The 24,786-nt window shown below is 37.4% G+C and carries 24 protein-coding genes; 14 read left to right on the top strand and 10 right to left on the bottom strand.

Annotated elements, in window-relative coordinates; genetic code table 11:
* Window positions 1-245: 245 nt before the first annotated feature.
* On the bottom strand, window positions 246-386 hold the full coding sequence (locus L1994_RS01775; RefSeq protein WP_278099986.1) for a hypothetical protein: 141 nt from the start codon (window positions 384-386) through the stop codon (window positions 246-248).
* A 99-nt stretch (window positions 387-485) separates the two neighbouring features.
* Entirely contained in the window at window positions 486-3,080 is a 2,595-nt protein-coding gene (locus tag L1994_RS01770) for a valine--tRNA ligase (protein ID WP_278099985.1), read from the bottom strand.
* 215 nt (window positions 3,081-3,295) lie between these two features.
* Here L1994_RS01770 and L1994_RS01765 point away from each other — a divergent pair, with 215 nt between their 5' ends.
* Window positions 3,296-4,489, top strand: a complete 1,194-nt coding sequence (locus L1994_RS01765; protein WP_278099984.1) for a TIGR00297 family protein — start codon at window positions 3,296-3,298, stop codon at window positions 4,487-4,489.
* Window positions 4,490-5,157: 668 nt separating this feature from the next.
* Here the strand turns inward: L1994_RS01765 and L1994_RS01760 are convergent.
* Together L1994_RS01760 and L1994_RS01755 are read right to left on the bottom strand one after the other, a co-directional pair.
* On the bottom strand, window positions 5,158-6,012 hold the full coding sequence (locus L1994_RS01760) for a DUF7847 domain-containing protein (RefSeq protein ID WP_278099983.1): 855 nt from the start codon (window positions 6,010-6,012) through the stop codon (window positions 5,158-5,160).
* Between the two features lie 2 nt (window positions 6,013-6,014).
* Window positions 6,015-6,605 (bottom strand): pyruvate kinase alpha/beta domain-containing protein, encoded by a 591-nt coding sequence (locus L1994_RS01755; protein ID WP_278099982.1) that lies wholly within the window; start codon window positions 6,603-6,605, stop codon window positions 6,015-6,017.
* 133 nt (window positions 6,606-6,738) lie between these two features.
* Here L1994_RS01755 and L1994_RS01750 point away from each other — a divergent pair, with 133 nt between their 5' ends.
* From L1994_RS01750 to L1994_RS01740, 3 genes are all read left to right on the top strand, one after another.
* Complete coding sequence (locus tag L1994_RS01750) at window positions 6,739-7,911, top strand: redox-regulated ATPase YchF (protein ID WP_278099981.1); 1,173 nt, start codon at window positions 6,739-6,741, stop codon at window positions 7,909-7,911.
* Window positions 7,912-8,057: 146 nt separating this feature from the next.
* Window positions 8,058-8,378, top strand: a complete 321-nt coding sequence (locus L1994_RS01745) for a hypothetical protein (protein WP_278099980.1) — start codon at window positions 8,058-8,060, stop codon at window positions 8,376-8,378.
* A gap of 242 nt (window positions 8,379-8,620) precedes the next feature.
* A complete protein-coding gene (locus L1994_RS01740; RefSeq protein WP_278099979.1) occupies window positions 8,621-9,259 on the top strand; it encodes a hypothetical protein in 639 nt (212 codons plus the stop codon).
* A gap of 112 nt (window positions 9,260-9,371) precedes the next feature.
* Here the strand turns inward: L1994_RS01740 and L1994_RS01735 are convergent, their stop codons facing one another.
* The 3 genes from L1994_RS01735 to larB form a co-directional block, all read right to left on the bottom strand.
* Window positions 9,372-10,673 (bottom strand): hypothetical protein, encoded by a 1,302-nt coding sequence (locus tag L1994_RS01735; RefSeq protein ID WP_278099978.1) that lies wholly within the window; start codon window positions 10,671-10,673, stop codon window positions 9,372-9,374.
* A 110-nt stretch (window positions 10,674-10,783) separates the two neighbouring features.
* Window positions 10,784-11,290, bottom strand: coding sequence for a nicotinamide-nucleotide adenylyltransferase (locus L1994_RS01730; protein ID WP_278100786.1), 507 nt, complete (start codon window positions 11,288-11,290; stop codon window positions 10,784-10,786).
* A 2-nt stretch (window positions 11,291-11,292) separates the two neighbouring features.
* Window positions 11,293-12,072, bottom strand: a complete 780-nt coding sequence (gene larB, locus L1994_RS01725) for a nickel pincer cofactor biosynthesis protein LarB (protein ID WP_278099977.1) — start codon at window positions 12,070-12,072, stop codon at window positions 11,293-11,295.
* Window positions 12,073-12,118: 46 nt separating this feature from the next.
* On the opposite strand from larB, the gene L1994_RS01720 reads away from it, so the two are divergent.
* The 7 genes from L1994_RS01720 to L1994_RS01690 all read left to right on the top strand — a co-directional run bounded on the left by L1994_RS01720 (window position 12,119) and on the right by L1994_RS01690 (window position 18,386).
* Window positions 12,119-12,457: an ABC transporter permease gene (locus tag L1994_RS01720; RefSeq protein ID WP_278099976.1), complete on the top strand. Its 339-nt coding sequence runs from the start codon at window positions 12,119-12,121 to the stop codon at window positions 12,455-12,457.
* A gap of 192 nt (window positions 12,458-12,649) precedes the next feature.
* Window positions 12,650-13,876, top strand: a complete 1,227-nt coding sequence (gene hisS / locus L1994_RS01715; RefSeq protein WP_278099975.1) for a histidine--tRNA ligase — start codon at window positions 12,650-12,652, stop codon at window positions 13,874-13,876.
* A gap of 3 nt (window positions 13,877-13,879) precedes the next feature.
* Window positions 13,880-15,679, top strand: a complete 1,800-nt coding sequence (locus L1994_RS01710; protein ID WP_278099974.1) for a DNA topoisomerase VI subunit B — start codon at window positions 13,880-13,882, stop codon at window positions 15,677-15,679.
* Entirely contained in the window at window positions 15,676-16,764 is a 1,089-nt protein-coding gene (locus L1994_RS01705; protein WP_278099973.1) for a DNA topoisomerase IV subunit A, read from the top strand. Before L1994_RS01710 ends, L1994_RS01705 begins: the two co-directional genes overlap by 4 nt.
* 72 nt (window positions 16,765-16,836) lie before the next feature.
* Window positions 16,837-17,073 (top strand): type II toxin-antitoxin system HicB family antitoxin, encoded by a 237-nt coding sequence (locus L1994_RS01700; protein ID WP_278099972.1) that lies wholly within the window; start codon window positions 16,837-16,839, stop codon window positions 17,071-17,073.
* Complete coding sequence (locus tag L1994_RS01695) at window positions 17,070-17,303, top strand: type II toxin-antitoxin system HicA family toxin (RefSeq protein WP_278099971.1); 234 nt, start codon at window positions 17,070-17,072, stop codon at window positions 17,301-17,303. Before L1994_RS01700 ends, L1994_RS01695 begins: the two co-directional genes overlap by 4 nt.
* A 51-nt stretch (window positions 17,304-17,354) precedes the next feature.
* Entirely contained in the window at window positions 17,355-18,386 is a 1,032-nt protein-coding gene (locus L1994_RS01690; protein ID WP_341275798.1) for a glycosyltransferase family 4 protein, read from the top strand.
* A gap of 1 nt (window position 18,387) precedes the next feature.
* Here the strand turns inward: L1994_RS01690 and L1994_RS01685 are convergent, their stop codons facing one another.
* Window positions 18,388-20,025, bottom strand: coding sequence for an IS1634 family transposase (locus L1994_RS01685; protein ID WP_278099970.1), 1,638 nt, complete (start codon window positions 20,023-20,025; stop codon window positions 18,388-18,390).
* Window positions 20,026-20,483: 458 nt separating this feature from the next.
* Between L1994_RS01685 and L1994_RS01680 the strand changes: the two genes are divergently transcribed.
* The 3 genes from L1994_RS01680 to L1994_RS01670 all read left to right on the top strand — a co-directional run bounded on the left by L1994_RS01680 (window position 20,484) and on the right by L1994_RS01670 (window position 22,623).
* Complete coding sequence (locus L1994_RS01680) at window positions 20,484-21,401, top strand: IS481 family transposase (protein ID WP_278099969.1); 918 nt, start codon at window positions 20,484-20,486, stop codon at window positions 21,399-21,401.
* A gap of 272 nt (window positions 21,402-21,673) precedes the next feature.
* Complete coding sequence (locus L1994_RS01675; protein WP_278099968.1) at window positions 21,674-21,931, top strand: hypothetical protein; 258 nt, start codon at window positions 21,674-21,676, stop codon at window positions 21,929-21,931.
* A 14-nt stretch (window positions 21,932-21,945) separates the two neighbouring features.
* The gene (locus L1994_RS01670) at window positions 21,946-22,623 is read left to right on the top strand and encodes an FkbM family methyltransferase (RefSeq protein WP_278099967.1); all 678 of its coding nucleotides are present in this window, start codon (window positions 21,946-21,948) and stop codon (window positions 22,621-22,623) included.
* Window positions 22,624-22,668: 45 nt separating this feature from the next.
* On the opposite strand, the gene L1994_RS01665 is transcribed toward L1994_RS01670, so the two are convergent.
* Together L1994_RS01665 and L1994_RS01660 are read right to left on the bottom strand one after the other, a co-directional pair.
* The gene (locus L1994_RS01665) at window positions 22,669-23,454 is read right to left on the bottom strand and encodes a glycosyltransferase family 2 protein (RefSeq protein ID WP_278099966.1); all 786 of its coding nucleotides are present in this window, start codon (window positions 23,452-23,454) and stop codon (window positions 22,669-22,671) included.
* 172 nt (window positions 23,455-23,626) lie between these two features.
* Window positions 23,627-24,784 (bottom strand): glycosyltransferase family 4 protein, encoded by a 1,158-nt coding sequence (locus L1994_RS01660; RefSeq protein WP_278099965.1) that lies wholly within the window; start codon window positions 24,782-24,784, stop codon window positions 23,627-23,629.
* Window positions 24,785-24,786: the final 2 nt, after the last annotated feature.

Raw genomic sequence — 24,786 nt, 5'->3', positions numbered from 1 at the left:
TTAAGTGGCCCGTTCTCACATGCCTGAGATTGACATTATTATTTTTACAGCCGGCGCGTCGCATAGCCTGCCACAGGGAAAAATTAAGGGTTAAATTAAACTTTTTCAGGAAAAATTTATTTTAAAAACAGCGCCTTTCACCGCCAGCCTTCATGATAAAGGCATTTTAGCCAATATATCCTGATTCATTTGAATTCTCTCAGGAAATGGTAATAAAAAAAAAGTAGAATTATTTAATAAGAAGCTCACTTTATCTTTTTCTCAAGCTTCTTTAATTTCTTTTTTGCCGCCTTACTACCCTCTGAAGCCTGCTGTGAGAGTACTTCTGCTTTTGCTTTCTTTACTTTGTTTAGCTTTCCCAATTGTTTTTTACTTGCCGCCGACATTTTATTTAATCTCGCTAGCCTCAAGGCTGTTTCACTTATCTTTATTCCTTCCTATAAAAACCCGCCTATAGTAATTCCGGACGAAAAAAATTGAAATTTTTATATCTTTTTCTGGACTGTGACGATTACATCGTCTGAAATAGTTAAAACATCAACAGTCTCTCCTGCAACACTGTATGAAAACACAGGCTCATAGGAGTTTTCCAAAACATCTGCCTCTGAACCGTCAACCAAAACAGTCTTTGGAGGATTTATCTTCTCATCATCAGAGAGTGCCCTTATTGCATTCATATAAGAATTTGCCTGTTTTCTGAATACAGGACCGATTATGCCGAAATTGAACTTTACATCAGATACAGATTTGATAAGCTTTGGCTTTTCGCACTTCCATTCAAGATTTGCATTAAGCGCCGATGCCGCATCTCCGCCGTCATTTATCTCATACGGAGTATATACAACAACATGTCCAAGCAAAGCGTTTAATGCAAGCCCCTCATCGTGTTTATAACGGCGCACTTCAGAGACAACCTTTACCAAAAGCTCACCCTGCAAACGTGCATCCTCATCCTCATACTCAAAATCAACCCAGGATTCTGAGTGAACACTTTTTCCTGTAAGAATTGTGTAGCATTCTTCTGAAAAGTAAGGTGTAAACGGAGAAAGCATCCTGCAAAGAGCATCAATTGAAGTTCTAAGGGCAAAAAGAGCACTGCCGCGTCCTGTTCCGTCACCGTAGAGGCGTCCCTTTACAAGTTCAATGTAATTGTCAGCGAAAATCTCCCTTGCAAACTCACGGATACTAAGAATTGCACCTGCAAAGTTATATGAATCCATACACTCAGTAACTGTTTTTTCGGTTGATGAAAGTTTGTCCATCAACCATCTGTCTGCGAGAACAGATGCCGAATCATCCTCAGGTTCGCCTTTTTCAAGCTGCATTAAAACAAAGCGGCAGATATTCCACATCTTTGTCTGGAAACGTGCCGCCGCAATAACATCATTCCAGCTAAATACAATATCCTGGCCTGTTGCCGCACCGGACGCACTCCACTGGCGGAATGCATCAGCACCGTGCTTTGCAATGACTTCTTCAGGAGAGATGATATTTCCACGGCTCTTTGACATCTTAAAACCATCATCACCAAGAACCATACCATTGACCAAAATCTCATCCCAGGGTTTTTCTCCTGTGATTGCGCCTGCGCGAAGAATTGTATAAAATGCCCATGTTCTGATAATATCATGACCCTGCGGACGAATCTGTGCAGGGAAAAGCGGAGGAACACCTGAGCCGTCCCAGCCGGTGATGTTTAAAACTGAAATCGATGAATCCATCCAGGTATCAAGGACATCCTTCTCGCCTGTAAATTCGGTTGAACCACACTTTGGACACGGATTTTCAGGCATATCTGATGTCGGGTCAACCGGAAGTAAAGACTCATCCGGAAGAATAACCTCACCACATTTATTGCAGAACCATACCGGAATCGGAGTTGCAAAAATTCTCTGCCTTGAGATGCACCAGTCCCACTCCATCTGGGATGCCCAGTTTTCAAGGCGTGATTTCATGTGCTCAGGTGTCCAGTTAATCTTGTTTGCATTCTCTAAAATATCGTCATTGTGAACTTTTACAAACCACTGGCGCTCTGATAAAATTTCAATTGGTGTTTTACATCTCCAGCATGTACCAACACGCTGTTCCAGAGGCTCCTGGCGCTTTAGTATGCCCTCATTTTCCATATCAGACAAAATAGCCGCACGACAATCGGTTGAACTCATACCTGCGTATTTACCGGCAATTTCTGTCATTTTGCCTGTAAGTGTAATTGCACATCTAAGATCCAGTTTGTGCTTTACCCACCAGTGAACATCCTGCTTATCACCAAAGGTACAGATCATTACAGCACCGCTTCCAAAAGACGGATCAACAGCCTCATCTTTTATGATTCTTACATCGTGCCCGAAGAGTGGGACCTTCAGGGTTTTTCCTGAGAGGTTTTTGTATCTCTCGTCATCAGGATGAACTGCAACCGCAACACATGCCGCTAAAAGCTCAGGGCGTGATGTTGCAATCTCAACACCGTCAAAATCAAAGAAATTTAGTTTGGTAGTTCTGTCTTCGTATGATACTTCTGCAAAAGCAATCGCAGTCTCACAGCGTGTACAGAAATTTACCGGATGCTCACTCTGGTAAATATCGCCTTTTTTATACATCCGAAGAAATGACAACTGGGTCTTTTTGTAATACTCAGGCATCATTGTTATGTATTCATTAGACCAGTCGTTTGAAAAACCACAGCGCCACATGGTTTTTCTCATTTTTTCGATGTTTTGAAGAGTAAGTTCACGGCACATCTTCCGAAACTCATCTCTTGGAACATCGTTTTTGGTAATATTGTTTAATTCTTCAACCTTAACTTCGGTTGGAAGACCATGGCAGTCCCAGCCCTGCGGAAACATGACATTAAAGCCACACATTCTTTTATAGCGCGCAATAAAGTCAATATAACACCAGTTAAACGCATTTCCGATATGGAAATTTCCTGTAGGATAAGGCGGCGGGGTATCAATTATAAACTGCGGTTTTTTGGAGCTTCTGTCAAAATAATAAGACTCCTTCTTCCACGTATTCATCCACCGCTCTTCAACCTCTATTGGATCATAAGTTTTTGGGATTTCCTTTGGCTGAGACATATTCCCTTAAATTTTGTCTCTTTTAAGACATATAATTGATTGAAAAAAACATGAAAATGTGACCTGTAAATTAACAGAGATATATAAGGAAAAATAAGCCATTAAAAGTTAGAAAAAACATCCATCTGCTTTTACCGGAGTGAAAAAAACTTTATTTCAGCCACATATGGTTTAAATTAATTATTATGAAGTTACATAAACTAATCTGAATTAATATGATATTCCGGAGAGACATGTGGATTGTTCTTGCTATTTCAGTAGCGGCAGTAATTATCTCTCCATATATTCAGCCGCCATGGCTTCTTGCAGTTATTACAATTCTTATAAGTGCTCTTTTCTACGCAATAAGAGATGCAAAATACCCCGCAATAGGAATGAGCATTGTTGCAATATTATACGGGGCAGGACTTGTCTCCCTGATGGTCTTTTTGGGAACAATAACTATTGTGATGATGGGAGAGGCGGCCTCGCGGATTATGGCTGACAATAAATACAGGATATATGTTCATATTCTGGTAGCTTCGGTCTCTTCTGTTATCGTAATGCTCTATTTAAACTACACAAATATTTTGATTCCACTTACAGGTCTGATTGTAGCTTTGATGCTCAAATCAGTTCTTAAAAAAAGAGAGGATTCAATAATGCTTGAGTGCATCGGCGCTTCAATGACGATGTATTTGTTTGAAGACATAAGCTACACTGCGAATACAAATCTCATAATTCTTGCAATAATCATTTCATTTGCTTTTGGAATTTTATCTTACAAGATGAAAGCCGCAGATATGTCCGGCCTTTTCAGTGCCGCACTTATGGGTATCTTAATTATTGTCTTCTCTGACATCACATGGTTTTTTGTGATGCTTGCATTTTTCATACTGGGTTCAGGATTTACAAAGTTTAAGTATGAAAAGAAAAAAAGAGAAGGTGTTGCTGAGTCACGCGGAGGTGTACGCGGATTTTTAAATGTTTTTGCAAATGGTCTTGTCTCTCTTTGCGCCGCAATTTTATTTGGAATCTACCAGGACCCTCTCTTTTCTGCAATGTTTATTGGCAGCATTTCTTCAGCGATGGCTGATACAACAGCAAGCGAACTTGGAATGCTTGGAAAAACACCACGCCTGATTACTACATTTAAAAAAGTTCCAAAAGGAACAGATGGAGGAGTCACTCTTTTTGGCGAAGCCGCGGCAACAATATCGGCATTTATTTTGTGTATGGTTGCGTACGCACTTGGAGTTGTAACCTTTGAAATAGCACTATTTGGTGTTCTTGCAGGGTTTGTCGGAACAAATGTTGACAGTTTTATCGGTGCAACTCTTGAAAGAAAAGGGCTGATTCACAACACCGGAACAAACTTCCTCTGCACTCTGTCCGGAGGAATCTTTGCAATGCTTCTCTATATTCTCTGATTCTTAATTCTTTTTCCTTCTTTTTCTGATCCTCAATTTATGATTTTCATTTTCAGATTCTTCTGTCTTACATAAAAACGTCCATGATAATTTTTTTCATGTAAAACCCCCATGATGAGCTTTTTTCATCACACAAAAAAGTGATGATAAGTCTATCAGGAATTTTAGACTTTCATAACAAATGAAGACATGATTTGCATGAAACTTAATCAGGAAAAATTGTTTAATTAACGTCATTGTTTCGTTAACGTCATTAATAAAATTATAAAAAAAGAAAATTATAAAAAGAAAAAATGAATGAAAATTGAATGTAACGTTCAATTATTCATTTTTGAAAAAAAATCTCAAAATTTGCTATGCAGATAAAAATCTGTTATGAAAAAAAATGGATGATAACCTGACTTTGCCAGTTGGTCTTTCAAAGTGCATTATTCCCCAAAATATCAAAAATAATCGTTATTGAATTTAACAGTTGGGACATATTTGCATGCAAAACATCAACTTTATTTTTATAATGCCAAAGTCATTTAGAATTTAAGCTCAGAATGATGCTATTTTTGGTAACATTTTCAAAAATTCCTGGAACTGTCAAATTTAATTCTTGCACAATACAATGAATTTGAGTGATGTGGCAAACTTAGGATGATAAAAAAATGGATGATAAAAAATTAGTATTTATACCATCTTCCCTTCTCATCGTATTCTCCCAAAGGCTCTTTAGAAACAGGAGTGATTTTAGAGTCTTTTAGATGATCACGATAAAATACGGCTTTATACGGAAGGAAAAAGACTGTAAATACAAATGCTCCAAAAAATGTCATAACAGCGGTAATTAAAACCCCATACTCGCCAAGCATTTCCCTGACTGCATCAGGATTGGTCGCAAAATTGTTGATCTCCTCCTCACTCATCGAAAGTAAAGGTTCGAACTGACTTGCAAGTATTCCTGACCACAACAGCGAAAAGCCTGTGAATAAGATGAACAATATCAGCACTGTTAAAAGATAAAATCCAAAAATCGGAACTGTTCTTGAATATGAAACCTCAAAACTTCTTCTAATGCATTCAAATACCTTTTTATCCTCAAATATAGCCGCGGTATCATAAAAAAATACAAACAAAAGAACCGGTATCAGGATAACAATAAATGAAACTGACATTAAAAGCATGCCTGACGCTCCTGACATTGTACCGGGCAGTGCAAGCACTAAAATAAACACAAAAAAAACTGCTGTTATAATAACTGTTGGCAAAAGAACACGGAAATATCCTGAAATCCCCTCTTTCAAATAATTCTTAAAAGAGTAGTCTTCACCTTTTATTGAGCCGTATGTTGCCGCTAAAAAAAAAGGCAACATAAGCAGTCCAAATACCAAAAGCCTTTCAGCATAAAATGCACCAGCTGTACCTAAAAATGCAAGATAAACTAAAGAAGCGCAAAATAAACCTGAAAATACTCCTGAAAGCCACATAACAGGATGTCTGAGCAGTAAAAGCGCTTTATGAAGTGATTGAAATCCCATTTCTAACGATTCCTCGGCATAGCTACAATTTCACGCACCTGAAGAGAGAAATATGATGCCGTGTGCGATGGTTTTATGACACAGACGGTATCACACCCTTCAGCTGTTCCACCGGCGGCAATAATTTCCTCTTCAGGAGAGACAATTCCCTGATCTGCGGCAATAAGAGTGCATTCGACCGCAACCTTAAGGCCAATTGCAACTGTCCTTCTAAGAGTTTCTGCAACAACTTCAGTCCTTGATGACCCGCCAAGCTTTGCATTTCTGGAGATTGCTCTTTCAAGTCCTGAAAGTGCGTGAGTACCTTTGATAATCCTGACACCTTCGGATTCCATCCTTTCTGCCAGGTCTTTTGGAAATTCCCATACTCCGGGCTGTGTAAATCCGACAACGTGAGTTACAACAATTAATTCAATGTCTGTACCGGAAATACTCTTTTGAAACTCAAGCGCTGTTTTTCCACTCGAACTTGCTACAACAACCTTTTTTATTCCAAGCTCCTCCGCCCTCTCAATTGCAAATAATGCCGCATCAGAGGTGTTTTCAGGCCCGGGATTATCAAAATAATATGTGGTCTTTTTCGTATAACTCATGTGTATTTTATTTATACACAGGATTTGATTTAATTATCTGTGAATGTAGGATAAATTATAATGCAAATCATTTATGACTCACATACCAAATAAGAAAACAGACTTTCTAATTTAACACCGGAGGATTACTGTCATGATTAATTTAGCAATAGCCGGAAAACCAAACTGCGGCAAGTCAACATTTTTTGCCGCCGCAACTATGGCTCCTGCAGAGATTGCCAACTATCCGTTTACAACGATAGATGCAAATAACGCAGTTGCATATGTGCGCATAAACTGTGCATGCAAAGAGCTTGGAATTAAAAACTGCCCTGCCTGCAAAGACGGAGTCAGGTTTATACAGATTGGTTTAATAGATGTTGCAGGACTTGTTCCCGATGCCCATAAAGGACGCGGACTTGGAAACAAATTCTTAGATAACCTAAGAGAAGCAGATGCAATAATTCACATAATCGACGCAAGCGGTTCAACAGACGAAGAGGGAAATCCTGTTGATATGGGATCGCATGATCCCACAACTGACATCGGATTTGTTGAGTCTGAGATGAAAATGTGGGTTTATGGTCTGATTGAGAAGAACTGGAGTAAAATTCAGCGCTCGGCACAGCAAAAAACCTATTCAATCGAGGATGCTATTGCCGAACAGTTAGGCGGTCTTGCAATAACTCCTGAACATGTAACTGACGCAGTCAGAATAACGGACATAAATTTGAAAACATGTACAGAAGAAGAGTTAATTGAATTCTGCGGGGCTCTTGTGGAGATTTCAAAACCATTTAGAGTTGTTGCAAACAAAGCCGACTTCGCGCCAAAAGAGCTTATTGAGAAATTAAAGGGAAAAGAGATCTCTTTTTCAAGTGCCGCAGGGGAACTGGCACTTAAAAAAGCCGCAGAAGCAGGTCTTGTCAGTTATGTTGCAGGAGATGCGGATTTTACAATAAATGAACCTGAAAAATTAAACAGTGCCCAAAACGCAGGTCTTGAGGCTATAAGAAAAGTAATGAAGGAGTTTGGCGGCACCGGCGTTCAGCAGACGATAAACGAAATAGTCTTCGATCTTTTGGATATGATTGTAGTATTTCCGGTTGAAGACGAAAATAAGTTCTGTGACGGAAACGACAGGATTTTGCCTGATGCCTTTTTGATGAAGCGCGGTTCAACCCCGCACGATCTTGCATATCAGGTTCACTCGGATATTGGGGATGCATTTTTGTATGCAGTTGATGCAAAGACAAAGATGAGAATTAAAGAGAGCCACGAACTTAAATCAGGAGATGTTATAAAAATCGTCTCCACAAAAAAATAATTATTATCCAACAGGGAAATTTTAAAAATCCTTTTATAAATCCGTTCTAAATTCTTTTTAAATCCTTTCTTTTTGCCTGTCAGCTCCATGTCAGACGTTTTTTTAGCAAAAAACTTTATACGATCCTAATCTAATAATTCACTATCATGGGTGCAGAGATATATCAGGCACAGGTTATCAAAAATTTCTTTGACACAATAACCGGTACCGACAGGAATCTCACCCGAATTTATATGTGCATAGTAAGTCTTGCAAAACTTCGCATGGAAACGCCTGAAAAGGTAGCGTTTCTAACAGATCAGATGCGAAAGAGCAAGCAGAAAAGAGAACTTTCAATAGATATTATTGATTATGTCTGCACATGCGCCGCGGAAATTGATATTCACCATGTCCAGACTGCATTTGGAGTGTCAGAGATTGCCGATATGGCAGACACATTCAGCTCAATCAGTCTGGATTCACTATAACCCGGAACATTTCAAAGCCTATAATCCGGATTTGTGTCAAATCCGTCATATAACTTAATTATTTTTTGTCTTTTTTTGACTTTTTTCTAATTTCCTATTTCTTTTTAAAAAATTGTTGTTCTAATTTTTTCCTGAATATTCCACACTAATTTTTTTCCAGATTTTTTTCTTTTAACCTGCATCAAACTTCATCAATCATATACACATTTATTTTGAAAATGACAAACTACATTATGAATAAAATGAAGACAAAAGCAGTCATTCTCACATTTTCAGTGTTATTAACACTGGTTTTTCTCTCAGGATGTATAGCATCAGATGATACAGGTAAAAGTGCAGAGTCGCTGATTACCGGAAAATGGGTTTCAGATAAGCCTGTTGACACCGCCTCTCTTTCCTATGCCATATCAGACGATCTTAAAAATAACCTTTCATTTACAGAACTCTGGTCATATGAGGGTAACTGGTCATACAACGGAACAACTGATGACGGATATGATGAATACATTGCCGCATACAAAAACGGAGATACATGCAGTTTCTTCACCTCTGATTTAGCTCCCGGACTTTTTGATATAGACGGATATACATACACAAAAGTAAATGAGTCTGAAGTTTCAGGAGATGAGCCAATAACAGGAATATGGATTGATGAAAATTCAGAATATGATTACAAGGCCACATTAGTATTCAATGAAGATAAAACGATGAAAGAAAACTGGGAATACTACGGTTTTGTTGAATATCTGGAACTTTTGGAAAACGGCGATTACAAATATAACCTAACTTACGCGCATGAAGACTGGAATTCAAATGTTTGCGTATCTAAAGCCGGAGATGTCTTTACTGACTCTGAAGGAAACAAATTCCATAAAATCTAATATTTTAAAAATTAAAAAAATCTGATTTTTTCAGATTCTATAAAAACGTTCATGAAATTATCATTTCATGCTAAATGTTTCATGTAAGTTACGAATTAATTTTCATGCAAATTTAATTTTTCAGAGGTAATTGTGGCATATCTACAATAATTGTATCACAACCCCTTAATTTAGAAAGTGCTGATGAAAGACTCTCAGAAAGTTGAGGGTATTCTTCAGATATTTCATTTTGTCTTTCAATTAAAGATGAGATTTTTTTGTTTTTCATAGCACTTTCTTCATTTAGTTTTTCCATTTTCGCTTTTAATGAAGAGAGTTTTTCTGCACTCTGCGACTTTGAAACCGTGTCTTTTAAAGCGGAAATCTCATCTTTAACCTGATTGTATGTATTGCACAACTCTGAAATGCGGATTTTGAAAGCATCAGAATCGGAGAAGAAAAATTCTTCAGACTTGTTCTTTAAAAATCCGGGGTTTTTTCTAATATATTCCTCAATTTTTGGATACAGACCAGAATAAATTTTGTTTATTTTTCCGGCATCCTTAATTTCTCCTGATAAAAGGTATGAATCAAAATCAAACAAAGATTTTGAAAAATCAGATTCTCCTTCCCTTTCAGACGCATAAATTATTTTTCTGAAAACATTTGAAACATCTGCAACTGCGGCTCTGTAGCTGTCTGAAAGTTCACTTTTCTCCTCTTCAAGAACCTTAATTCTCTCAATCTGCCCTTCATACTCCAAAAAATCAGGAGATTTTCTGCAGAGTGTTATTTCTTCAATTATTTTTTCAATTTCATCTTCATTTGATGAAATCTCTGATTTTAATTCATTTATAGTATCAACAGAAGACGAGTATTCAGATACTAAAGACTCAGTTTTTAAAAGTTCTCCTCTAACTGAGACCACATTTGCCTTCTTATCCATTACCGGTTTTAATTCATTATTCAGATTATTTATGGCACGCCCTATTACATCAACAGAGGCTTTAATGTCCTTCATCTCAGCCGGAAATACGATATGTATATATTTCCCCTGACCTCTCATACATTTGCTTACTGCCTGAATAGTTTCAACAAGAGAGGCATAATATTCCTCAGGGTTTTCCGGAAGATTTTGAGGCATTGCTTTTAAAAGGGATGCTGAAAAATTCGGAAGAGACTTTTCTACAACTGTTCTGACTCGGGGGGCAACAACTGAATCATCGGGAATCTTTGCACCGGATATTGAGTCAGCCTTTATTTTAAGATCTTCGATTGCCGTTAGCACCTCTTTCTTCGATTTTTGCGATGCTGCCTCTAATTTTTCTAAATCCTCTTTTTCAAGGTTTTTCAGATACCCTGCGATTTCAGAAAAATCCATCGCAGGCGGTGTTTCTTCCTCTTTTGAAAAGAGTTTCTTAAAAAATCCTGCCATTTTTACCTCAACTAATCTGATTTTAATTTATTTGTTTAATTATATCTATTATGAATACCAAAACAGGCACAGAGCATCATCTTTTTTTCTTTTTATGCGTTTTATGCTTTTTAATCAGTGCCTGAAATTCTGCAGAGACGCTCTACCCCTTTTATCTCCTCTATTACATCAACAACCTGGAGTGGAACAAGTTTCTGCCAGTCTTCACCTTTTAGCATTCTTCTTCTTATCTCAGTCCCGCTATGCGATTCACGCTCATACATATCAGGTGATTCAACAACAATTCCACTTTCAGAGAATAACTGCATAACAAGAGGGTTGCTTGAAAAAACTCTTTTAAAAGGAGGCGCCATGGATGTTACATGTGCAACCCACAAAGAGTTTCTCCTTAAATCCTCAATTGGAATTACATAATAACGACAGGGCAAGTCTTCTAACGATCTTGTAATCATCATAACCCTCTCACCCGCCGTGAAGGGATTGTTAACATCATGACTTAACTGGGCGCTTCCAATACCAATTATTATCTCATCAACCTGACCTGCTATTCTTTCAAGAACTGACTGATGCCCCTTATGATAAGGCTGAAATCTGCCAATGTAAAGCCCTCTTTCTATCTTCATTTATTACCGCCTGCCATGTTTGCAATTAAAGCCGCATAAGCGCCTGCCGTAAATCCGGCATCAATATTTACAACCGTTAAAACCGCACATGACTGAAGCATACTTGCAAGCGCCGCTTCGCCGCCTCCCATGAAACCATAGCCAACGCTTACAGGAACGCCAATTACAGGTCTGTCAACAAGTCCTGCGATGATTGTCGGAAGTGTTCCCTCGCGCCCTGCGCATACTACAAAGGAATGCGCATCCAAAAGATCTTTTACCGCCGGAAAAAGCCTGTGTATTCCTGCCGCACCTGCATCATATGCTGTTTTTACAACACACCCCATCTCTTCGGCAATCACTTTTGCCTCCTCTGCAACACGAATATCTGATGTGCCTGCTGTAATTATTGCGACAACTCCGCCGGTCTTTTCAGGAGGTGGCACATTTGATATAACAACCATCCTGCCTTCACTGTTATATTCATATGAAAACCCTGATTTTTGAGAGAATTCTTTTAAGGCATCAGCCTGTTCCGGCTGAACTCTTGATGCAATGCATCTTCCGGATGATTTTGTTATCTTTTCAACGATTGCCAAAAGATGTTTCATGTCTTTATTTTCAGCAAGGACTACTTCTGGAATTCCGCAACGGATATTTCTTCCAGTATCAATTTTTGCGCACTCGCCAATCATATCAAGGCGGATTCCGCCAACCTTCTCCTCGGCCTCATCAATAGTTATCTCACCGTTTTTGAAACTTAAAAGGACACTTTTAAGTGTTTTGTTTTTACTCATAACAGATAACTAACATATGGTCAGGAGTTGAATAATAATTATTGTCATGGCATACAGTTTTTTTATTTATATAGCCCTTTTTGGAGTGGCCACTGTTTTGTACTTGTGGCTTCGTGATGCAAGAATCTTTTACAGGACCGGATTTAAGGGATACAGAAAGGCGGCCTACTATGGCGTATTTTATACAACACTTTCATTGCTCGGCCTTTTATTTGAATTCCGCGGATATGAACTGGTCGGACTGGGACTGATTCTTCTTGCACTCTACCTTCAGGGAAGAATAGAAAGAGAAAGAACAAAAGTCTGGTCAAAAGATTCAACAACAGCAGACAGGATTCTCGGAAAGGCAGTACTGCATAATACAACAGATGATGATAAAATTTAACAATTTAAAAAATCAGGCATTCCAAATAAAAACCAATAAGAAATAACTGACAAAAACGCAAAAAATACTGTACAAAATAAAGTTACAAAAAATAAAAATACAAAAAATACAAAATGAAGTGAAAAATGAATTGAAAAATATTACAAAATTAATTCCAAAATACAATTTAGAAATTTATCCGGAGAAATACTGATGCTTCAAAAACCAAGAGGAACAAGAGACTTTCTGCCTGAAGAGATGGAACAGAGAAGAGAAATTGAGATGCGCATGAGAAGCGTTGCACAAAACTGGGGCTACCGCGAAATATGCACACCTACCTTTGAAACCCAGGAACTTTATACAATCCGTTCAGGAGAGGGCATAATAAATGAGATGTACGTCTTTGAAGACAAGGGCGGGCGAAAACTTGCATTAAGGCCGGAAGGAACCGCGGCTGTTCTTCGAATGTATGTCAATGAAGCGAAAGTTCTCTCAAAGCCTGTCAGATGGTGCTATCTTTCAGACTGCTATCGTTATGAACGCCCGCAAAAGGGTCGTTACAGACAGTTCTGGCAGTTTGGCGCAGAGCAGATAGGCGCTGACACTCCCGCCGGTGAGGCTGAGATAATACTTCTTGCATATGAAATACTAAAAGCCACAGGTGTCAGATTTACTTTTCATATAGGACACCTTGCACCGATGAAGCATCTTTTATCAGATCTTTCAGATGTACACAGAAAAGATATAATGGCGCTTTTGGATAAGAAGAATTTTGACGGACTTCAAAAATATCTTGAGGAAATAAACGCTGAAAGTCTCTTTGCCTCTTTAAAATCGCTTTTGGAATGCAGAACAATAGATGAGGCACTAAAAATCTGCGGGGATATGCCGGATAAAGAGAGGATGTGTGAACTTATTAAAATCCTTGACAGCCAGAATATTGAATACAGGCTTAATCTTGGTATTGTAAGAGGTCTTGATTACTACACAGGAATGGTCTTTGAGGGCTTTGCAGACAATTTAGGCGCTGAAAACCAGATAATAGGCGGTGGATCATACAGGCTTGCACATCTCTTCGGCGGAGAAGATGTTGCATCATGCGGTTTTGGAATAGGATTTGACCGCGTAATGGTATCAATTGGAGAATTCAATCCGCAAAAACCGCCATTGGTTTCAGTCGTATACACACCTGATGTTTCAGATTTTTCATTCTCAATCGCCAAAATCTTTAGGGAAGCCGGAATTACAACCGAACTAAACCTACTTGAAAGGGGAATCGGTGCACAGATGAAGCATGCCGCAAAGACAGCAGATTATGCAGTTGTAATTGGAAAACGCGAGGCAAAATCAGGAAAAATCACATTGAAAGATATGAAATCCGGCGAACAAAAAGAGCTTTCAGCCGATTCAGCCATCTCCGTTATTAGAGGGGTGAAATAAAAATTGGATTTGGCAGAAGAGCTTGCAACAAAACAGAGAAGTATCAGTGTTGCAGAATTTTTTGAAAAGAATAAGCATCTTCTTGGTTTTGACTCGCCTACAAGAGGCATTATTACAACAATAAAAGAGGCTGTAGACAACTCACTTGACGCCTGCGAGGAAGCAGAGGTGCTTCCTGACATCTATGTCGGAATAAAAAGGACTGAAAAGGACGTTTACAGGATTATTGTTGAAGATAACGGGCCGGGAATTGTTCCAAAACAGGTTCCTTTTGTCTTTGGAAAACTACTCTATGGCTCAAGATTTCACCAGATTAAGCAGAGCCGCGGTCAGCAGGGTATAGGAATAAGCGCCGCAGTCCTTTATGCCCAGCTTACAACAGGCATTCCGGCAACAGTAATTTCAAGAACAGGTCACACATCAAAGGCAAACCGCTTTCTGATTATGATAAAAACCGAGGTTAACGAGCCTCAGGTTTTAGAACAGGAAGAGATTGACTGGGACAGAATGCACGGTACCCGCGTTGAGATTGAATTCAAAAGTTCTCTTGCGGCAAAAAAAAGGCTTCTTGATTACTTAAGATACACTGCTGTTGTAAACCCGCATGCAAGAATAAGGGCTGATATAGACGGTGAAAAATTCAATTTTGAAAGAGGCTCTGATGAAACAATTATTCCCCCAAAAGCAATTGCACCCCACCCGCACGGAATTGAGTTTGGAACACTCAAAAGAATGGCTGAGGCAAGCTCTCTTAAACTAAAAGAATTTTTAATTGAAGGCTTCTCAAGAGTAGGAGATAAAAACGCTGATGAAATAATCGGAATGTCTGGTTTAAAGCCTGACAGAAAAGCACAGGGTCTTAAAACAGAGGAATTAAAAAAGCTCCTTGACGCAATGCAGACTGTTCAGGTACCCCCTCCTCCGGCATCACAATGTTTGTCTCCAATTGGAGAGGATAAAATTGTCGCCGGAATTGATAAGGAATTTCAGCTTGACTTTGTCCGTTCAAGAACAAGAAAAAGCCAGGTTTTTTCAGGCCATCCGTTTATTGTCGAAGCGGCAATCGGGTATGGCGGAAAGCTTGAATCTGAAGGTCCTGCACAAATATTACGGTTTGCAAACCGTGTTCCTCTTCTTTACCAGCAGGGTGCATGCCTTATTACAAACGCGGCATCACAGGTGAACTGGAAGGCATATAATTTATCTCAGCAGGGAATACCAATCGGACCTGTTTTGATTCTTGTTCACGTTGCATCCACAAACGTTCCGTTCACAAGCGAAAGCAAGGATGCTGTCGCGGCTATACCTGAGATAGAAAAGGAAATTATCCTTGTTTTACAAGAGCTTGGCCGCGAGCTTAAAAATTATATATCAAGGCGTGATAAAAACAAACAACAGGAAGAAAGAGCCCGTGCAGTATGCTCTATCCTTCCGGATATCGCAGAAAAGGTTGCAGATATTGTTGGAAAGCCGGTTCCTGACACCACATCCCTTGAAGCACAGATTATGAGAAAGGTAGTTGTGAAAAAAAAGGTCTCCAATGGAAAAGTTTTAATTTCTGTCAATAACTACACAAAACATCCGGCATCTCTTACAATATACAATATGTCTGAGGATTCGGCATCTGATGCAAAGCCAAAGCCTGATTTTGTTGACAAAATAGGCGATGAATATAATAAGCTCTGGAAGGTTGAAATTTCGCCTGAAAGTTCATGGAAAACTGAATATTCAGGAAATTCACACGGAACTGTGAGTGTCCGTGGAGTTGAGGAAAAACTGCTGGTTGTGGTGGATATAATATGAGCAAAGAGGACAAGGACAAAATCGCAGATGAAAAATTATTGGATATTGCCAATAAGTGGTATCAGCAGATGCAGAATGCATCAATACCATATATTTCGCTTCCGACACGTACAAAACACAATATCGAGTATGATGAGGATTCTGAAGTCTGGAAGTATGGCGATAAAGAGACACTTCGTGTTGCAAATTCATCAAAGGGTGCCGTTCATCTTCTTAAAATGGCATATGTAGTCGGGTTTTTAAAACAGCAGTTGAAAGAAAACCGCTCATCAACATTAAGGGAGATGTATTACATCTCAGAAGGCTGGAAGAAGGCTAAGTTTTCAGCCCAGGATGAGTCAAACCATCTTGTTGAGGATTTGGAGATTATTACCGAACTTTCAAGAGAATCTTTTCACTTAAGGCCCGAAGATGACGGAGCAACAATATACGGGCCTCTTAAAATTCGTGAGAAGACACGCCGCGGTGACCGCGATATGCACTGCCAGCAGGATGTGGGAGAGGGAGGATATCCTATTCCAAACAATGTTGATAATCTTGAGTTCATCGGACATGATGCAAAATTTGTGATTGCAATGGAGACCGGCGGTATGTATGCTAGGCTTATGGAGAACGGTTTTGACGAGGATTACGATGCTGTTCTTGTTCACTTAAAGGGCCAGCCGGCACGTTCGACAAGAAGGGTTTTAAAGCGCTTGAACCAGGAGCTTAACCTTCCTGTTGTTGTGTTCACAGACGGTGATCCATGGTCTTACAGGATTTTTGCAAGCGTTGCATACGGCTCTATTAAGGCGGCGCATATGTCTGATACGCTTGCAACGCCAGGGGCACAGTTTATAGGAGTTCAGCCATCAGACATCAGCAACTACAATCTTCCCTCAGACAAGCTGACAGAAGGAGATATTGCAGCGCTAAAGGCTGAGCTTTCTGACCCGAGATTTGATACCGAGTACTGGAGATCAGAGATCAATCTTCAGTTAAAGATGGGCCTTAAGTCAGAACAGCAGGCGTTTGCGGCACGGGGCCTTGATTTTGTAACGAAGGAGTATCTGCCGGCGAGGCTTAGTGAGATGGGGATTTTATGAAATTATTGTATCATACAAACATTATTATCCTCGATTAATATCTAAATACAGCATAATATACTGGTGATTGAAATGAAAGATAACCTTCTGAATTTTACTGTTCTTATTGAGCAGGATGAAGACGGGATGTATGTGGCAAAGGTTCCGGACATTCCCGGGTGTTACACGCAGGGAAATACCATAACACAGGCAATGGAGAGGATAGAGGAAGCAATTCATGCCTGTATTGATACAGGAGAAGATCTGACAGAGATTGTACCTATGAAATTTATCGGCCTCCAACAGATCGAGATTAAGGTTAAGGCATGAGCAGACTTCTTCCTGTTACGGGAAAGCAGATGTGCAGAATACTGGAAAGTTTGGGATTTGTAAAAATTCACCAGTCCGGCAGTCACGTCCGTTATATTCATCCGGACGGAAGAAGAACGGTAGTGCCTGTCCATGAAAATGAAAAGCTTGGCATTGGCCTTACAAAAGAGATAATGAAACAGGTGAAGCTATCGCGCGAAGATTATGAGGAGATGAGGCAGAATGTCTGATTTTGTAACGAAAAAGTATCTGCCGGCGAGACTTAGTGAGATGGGGATTTTATGAAGCCTGATTATACTCTTGGTCTTTTTGCTAATTTATATCCCAGATATGAAGGCGATAGCAGGGGTATATTTGTCAAAAGGATGGTTGACTCTCTTGAAGAAAAAAATGTGAAGGTCATAAAAGCTGTAAAAAAAAGTGCTTCTCCTTTTGCATATTCTACTTTTTATCTGGATTCTTTTGTAAATTCTCTCAAAAAAGATGTTGATATTTTTCAGGCTGAGTATATCCCCCACAGTTCAATTATTCCGGCTTTAATGAAATCAAAAAAACCACTTATCTTGAAATTTCATGGCGATGACGGGCTGATATATCCTTATAAGAATCATTTTAACAGAGCTCTGTTCAATTTATCAGTTAACAGGGCTGATCATATAATAACATGCAGTGAGGCTTTGAAAACTTCACTGATTAATTTGGGTGTTGAATCTGAAAAAATCACTCCAATTGCAAACGGTGTAGATACTTCTGTCTTTAAGCCTATGAACAAAGAACATTGCAGAGAGTCCTTTTCATTGGATAAAAATGCTACAATCTGCCTATATGCCGGAAGAATTCATCCAATGAAGGGAATTTTTGATCTTATTGAAGCTGCAAAATTAAATCCTGATGTAACTTTTATATTTGGAGGACCAGGACCTGTTCCAAAACACCCGTCAAACTGTTTTTTTTTAGGTGATATTTCTCCTGAAAAAATGCCTATATTAATGAACGCCGCAGACTTTCTGGTTTTGCCAAGTCATTCGGAGGGACTGGGTCTGGTTCTTCTGGAAAGCCTTGCATGCGGAGTTCCTGTTATTGCTTCAAATGTTGGAGGTTGTCCGGAGATCATAACAAATAAAGATTCAGGCATTTTAATTCCTCCAAAAAATATTAAATATCTATCTAAAGCAATAAAATATTATGATGAAAATTTTAATTTGAGAAATAAAACAGGAAAAACTGGAAGAGAATACGTTTTAGAAAACTATGATAATGAAAAATTAAATAAAAAATTGATGTCAATCCATTTAAAGTTGATAAATCTTTAGCTTACATTCCGCAGCAAAATTTTGGGAAATAATATTTTTCATAATCCCTGCCCATAAGCCTTAAGATCTTCCACAACTCCTCTTCCATGTTTGTAATTACGATTTTAGTCTGGCCTTCAACACTGAACCTAAGTTCACGAACTCTCCTAAATCCAAAGAACACCCACTTCAGCGTCGGCCTTTCTGTCTGCTTATTAGTCTGGCTGGTCACAGTCTCTTTGGAATCCTGCAGTTTCTTTCTCAATTCAAACTCCACGAGGGAATATATGAACAGACAAAGTACCATAATCATTGCCAGAGCCTGAATTCTGGACTCCTTTTTTAAAAATACCTCTCCAATTCTAAATGACTTATCCTTAAGGAATCTAAAACCCCGCTCAACCTTGTATTGATTCTTGTATTCACTGAGCAATGTATCAGGATCCATTTTATCATCATTTGTTGCCAGAATGAACCTTCCTAACTTACTCTTCTCCGTTTTCACAAACTCTGGATCGTGTTCAATTTCAGCCCGAATTTTATAAACCTGAAATAAACACTCATCTTTTTTTGGTCGTCCTTTCTTCCCGTCATTCCGCTTTGAGACTGGACAGACTTCAATTGAAGAATATCTGTATCTTCTCCTCTCCGAGATCCATTTTTCAGCCTCCTGAAATGCATCTGCCTCACAAGCAAATTCACGTGCTTTCATCTTTTTAAGAGATTTCGTTTCATCTAAAATATTTTTCTGAAGCATTATCTCATATTTTTTAAGCTTCTGCTTTTGCATTTCATTTGAGCTGTACAGAACCCATTTTTGTTTTATACCTGCATAATCTGAGATCTTTTCTGCATATGAATATCTATTATCTTCACATTCCTGTAAAGTTTCATCCAAGCTCAGGAATTCTTTCGCCTCTCCAATCGAGTTTGTAACTCTGCTTATCCAGAAAGTGTGATCGCCCATCTCCTGAAGATTTGCCTTAGTGTAAAAGGCATTATCGGCAATATGGTAGACTTTATGAGATGAAATAAGATTTTTCCTCAGTTTATCTATCATCTCAATAATTGCTTTTTTATCTGATTCATTACCTGAAAATGTCTGGAGAAAGACTGGAACTCCCCGATTATCTGAAGCCATTCCGAGTACAAATCGTTTGAGATCGTTTCTGCCGTCTTTAGGATGACCAAATGTTATCTCCATATTCCGTGAATCGAAATTACTATCATAGTCCCCGTAAACGCTAAAATTTGTAGTATCCACATGAATACAGTGGATTCCATAATCATCCTTCAGCAGTCTTTTTATCACAATTTGATTGAATAATTCAGTAGGTCCATATTCATAGATTCTATCGAGAGTCCGTCCCAGTGTATCATCATTGAAATGCCCGGGTTCAATTCCTTTACCAAAGAAACGCTCTGTTGGAACGTCTTTGAAGAACACAGGATGAAGATAAAGCCGCCTGTCAATGAATGCCAGACCGTTAATAACAAGTGATTTTACAATCTGACCATGAGTGACAATATGTGATTTTGTTTTAGGAATAAGTTCGTCGATGAGCTCACCGATTTCAAGCTTGTCATAAGCACCGGCAACAAGACCATAATGAGCAAGTGATGTGTTTGAACCCTCTATGAATCCATCTATTGAAGGCATATTATACGTTATTTCCTCAAAGTACAAAGATATTGCGGTTGAAAATTAAAAATATGGTTCGAAATGGTGCGGATGGTGAGTCTTGAACTTTTCTAGACCATCATCAAAGAAGAACAACTTAACTCAAAAATTTTACATGCGGACGAAAAATGGCTTAAATTCGAATAAAAAAAACCTCAGGTTACGTTTATATCCTAAGTTTGCCACATTATTCAAATTCATTGTATTGTGCAAGAATTAAATTTGACAGTTCCAGGAATTTTTGAAAATTTTACCAAAAAATAGCATCATTCTGAGCTTAAATTCTAAATGACTTTGGCATTATAAAAATAAAATTGATTATTGCATGCAAATATGTCCCAACTGTCAAATTCAATAACGATTATTTTTGATATTTTTGGTGTACTGTCCTGAAATTATTTCGCATTGCTTATCTTCGAAAAAAGAATCCCTTAAATGTGAAATTATCGCCTAAAAAGGTCAAATTGATTATTAATCAGAAAAAGAAGGGGGTGAGCAGTACCGAAATTGCGAATGTTCAAAAAGTCACTCCCAGGAGAGTTCAGCAAATCTGGAAAAAATTCTGTGATGCAGGGGAGATTCCAGTAATTGGTAAAAACATTGGAAGACCTTTAAAAAATCTGACAGACTCAGAAAAAGAACTAATCAGTTCAACATATTCAAGATATAAGTTTGGAGCACTTTATCTTGAAAAAATCATCCAATTTGAAAAAGGGATGAATATATCACATAATAAAATCCATTCTCATCTACTGAAAATGGGAGTTGTAAAAACCTCTGAGAAAAAAAGGAAGCAAAGAAAATACTGCCGATATGAAAGAAAACATTCAATGTCGGCGGCCCATATAGACTGTCACTATAATCCAGAACTGAGTCTTCAGATATGTGCCATTATAGATGATTCTTCCAGGATGATACTTGCAGCTGAGGAATATGTATCATCCAATGCAGAAAACACAATTAAAACGGTTTCAACCATGATTAAAGATTATTGTACCATTTGTCCACTTCGTGAATTAATCATGGATCATGGAAGTGAATTTGGTGCACACCGAAGAAACTCTGATGGATCATGGGACAGTGAGTTTAAGCAATTCCTGACTAAACACAATATTCTTCCAATTCTGGCACGAGTAAAGCATCCTCAGACAAACGGAAAGATAGAAAAGTGGTTTCACACCTATCAACGATTTAGGAGTGAGTTCGATTCGCTTGAAGATTTTATCATGTGGTACAACAACAGGCCACATGGGTCATTAAATTTTGATGAATTAGAAACCCCTGAACAGGCTTTCTGGAGAAGACTCCCAGAAGAAGCTAAAATGGGAATTACAGTAAGATTATTCAATTTGTGAGGTGTGATTAAAATGTCAGTATATAAATACCCAAAAAGGCGAAATAATTTCAGGACAAAACGGTGATATTTTTGGGAATAATGCACTTCAAAAGACCAAGTGGCAAGTTCAGGTTATATCAGTTGAATATGTAAAAATGTTCTTTAGAATTTAGAGATATATTCCAACCTCCAGAAAAAAGGGTTGCAGGACAGCCAACTTCTCATTAAGCAATAATAAGCTAAATAATTACAATAGAAAAATAAATATTCTCACATATTGAATTGGTATTAATGAATGATATGACAGAATCTTTGAACAGTGAAAATATTGATGATTTCTATAATAAAATAGAAAATGTAGATTCAAAAAATTACAAAAGGGTTTTGTTCTCAAATGTACAAATTTATGGAACAAATCAATATTTGGGAGGTGCAAAACTGCCACACAGGTTCTATGGAAAACTCGCCGACTACTGTTTGGAAAAAATAAAGATATCTGTGTTTCCTCATTTGGAAGCAGTGTGTTTGAGTATAAAGAGAAGTATATAAATTTATATAATATTTTGGCCGATGAAAAATCTCTCAAAACTTTACTCTGTATTTTAAAGCATCGAATCGACGGGAATTATACAACACTACATGCTGAAAGTGATTTTATATTCAACCAATACTTTGATAAAAAAATTATTAAGCTCTCCGAATTTGAAAAATTTGTAGATTGTGGAGGATTTATTGGAGATACAACAGAGATGTTTATCAACCATGTTACAAATTTTTCTAAAATTTATTTTTATGAACCACAATCTGATAATTTTAATAAAGCGTCAACCTATCTTTCCTCATGGGAAAAAGATGTGTTTGATAAAATAATTCTTCGTAATGTTGGTGTTGGTAAAGAAAACGCTCTACTGAAAATTAAAGCGAATGGTGCAAATTCCACGATTTCTTCGGAAAAAGGCTGTGAAATTGAGGTGGTTTCCCTTGATAATGATATCAAAGAACCAATTTCATTCATCAAAATGGATATTGAAGGCTCAGAATTGGATGCTCTAAATGGTGCAAAACGGCATATCATAGATGAAAAGCCAAAATTAGCAATTTGCGTATATCATAAACCAAATGACCTATGGGAAATTTCCGAATTAATTTTAGAAATGAATCCATCATATAAACTCTATTTGAGACAATACAAGTTAGATGACGGAAATAATCCATATGAATCTGTCCTTTATGCAATATAAGATCCTGACTTTGTCAGTTGAAAATAAATTAAATATGATAATTTTTTACCTGTGCCGATAATTAAAAATTAATGAATACAAGTCACTAAAAATCCTGCCTATAAATTTTTTGAAGATACTGTCATTGCAGATGTATTTACTTTTTATTTCATCTGATTCTTCAACACATACATCATGAATATTAGTAGTTTTACTCAGTGAATGATATCTGAATCCTGCAAGATTTTGATTTATCCACAATGGTTTTTCAAATTTTAGAAATTTGAGGAATAATTCATAATCAAAGCTAAAACGAAGATTTTTATCAAATCCACCAACAGATAGAAATAATTCCTTTTTCCAGAAGGTAGATGGCTGCATAACAAAATTACCCAGATAAACCATATTAAACATGTTTATTGGAAGATATCTTGGCTGGTCACTCTTTGGATTTGAATACTCATCAACAAAAACAGTTCTTCCGGTTAACCACCCCGAATCCGGATTTTTAATAAATTCTTTTGCGACTTTAAAGAATGCCCCGGGGTAATAAATATCATCAGAATTTATGTAAGCCACTATATCTCCGGTAGCCATTTCAATCCCTCGATAAATTGCATCTGCCTGACCATTATCCGGCTCACTTACCCAGAAATCAATATATTCATCATATTTTTGGATTATTTCAACACTATTGTCTGTAGAGCCTCCATCAAGAATAATATATTCTAAATTTGGATAATTTTGAAGAAGAACAGAGCGCATAGTTTCTTCTAAGAAGCTGCCCTGATTGTAACTGGGAGTTATTATGGAGATTTTTGGCCATTTTAAAGATTCATCTTCATAATACAAAGAAGATGAATCTTCTGTCCATGGCCATCCGGTTTTATCTGAATTGGAAGGAGTAATCTTAATAGTAGAATTGCTGTTCATGTTAATACTAAATTTATTTGCTGTTCATTCATAATTTATTATTTCATAATAGAAAATTTTCTAAAAAACATTTTTAGACAGTATTACTAATTTATTGTAATGTATCTTCATAAACTTTTTTTGTTTCAAGAGCTGTTTTTCTCCACGAAAATATTTTTAATTGCTTAAATCCTTTATCAATTAAATCACTCCTATAATTCTCATCTGAACAAACGCACTTAACGCCTTGCATAATTGACTCTGAAGATTCTGGATTAATATAACAGGCTGCATCTCCTCCAACTTCAGGAAGAGAACTGGAACTACTTAATATCACAGGACAACCACATGAAAAAGCTTCCAGCACAGGAAGTCCAAATCCCTCATATAACGAAGGAAAAATAAATGCCATCGCATTTAGATATAATTTGCATATATTTGAATCATTAATATCGACATAATGAATCTTGTTTATTATATCCAATTTTTTAAATAGAGATATTTCATCGGGAGTGAAAAACCCACCCCCCGCACAAACAACATGTTTTTGGGCCATGATAAGGTATTCAGCTATACATTTAATAAAAAATTGAAAATTTTTACAACCGGATCTTTTACCAACAAATAACAGGTACTCAAAACTAAATTCCTTTTCAACTGAAAATGAGTCTTTTTCTTGTAATTTTGTTATATTTTCAAGAGGATTTCCAAGATATACTACACGAATTTTAGAATCATCTGTTCCATAAAGATCTATAATATCCTTTTTAGTACTCTCTGAAATTGAGATTATTGAAGTTGCATTTTGTATTAGCTTTTTTTTCCAAAGACTGACAGGATCTTTTTTTGAAAACGATTCAGGATATAATTCATGAATCATATCATAAACTGTTAGCACATATGGTCTTTTTTCAATATATTTCAGAAAATACGGATCATAGTATGTCGGGTGAAATAAGTCATAATTACTCTTTTTTAGCATTCGTATTGATTCAGAATTGTTAATTTGAATCAAATTCAACAAATCCACGTTACATTTTTTTTGAATATAAGGAAATACTTTTGAATTGCAGAGATATTTGCTTGGATTAGACCAATATTTATAAAGATTTTTTCTGGATACAAGATTTTCATTGTTTGAATGCCTTATGCCAATATTGAAATTCGTATCAGGTATAAATGTGAATTGATCCATTAATTCACAAAAATATCTTGAAATGCCTCCATACTTTTGAAAAGAAAATACCTGGTGATCAAATAATACTTGCATAA

Source organism: Methanomicrobium antiquum (assembly GCF_029633915.1).
Lineage (GTDB): Archaea > Halobacteriota > Methanomicrobia > Methanomicrobiales > Methanomicrobiaceae > Methanomicrobium > Methanomicrobium antiquum.
Note: the sequence above shows the minus strand (reverse complement) of the source record. Positions and strands in the feature narration are given on the sequence as shown.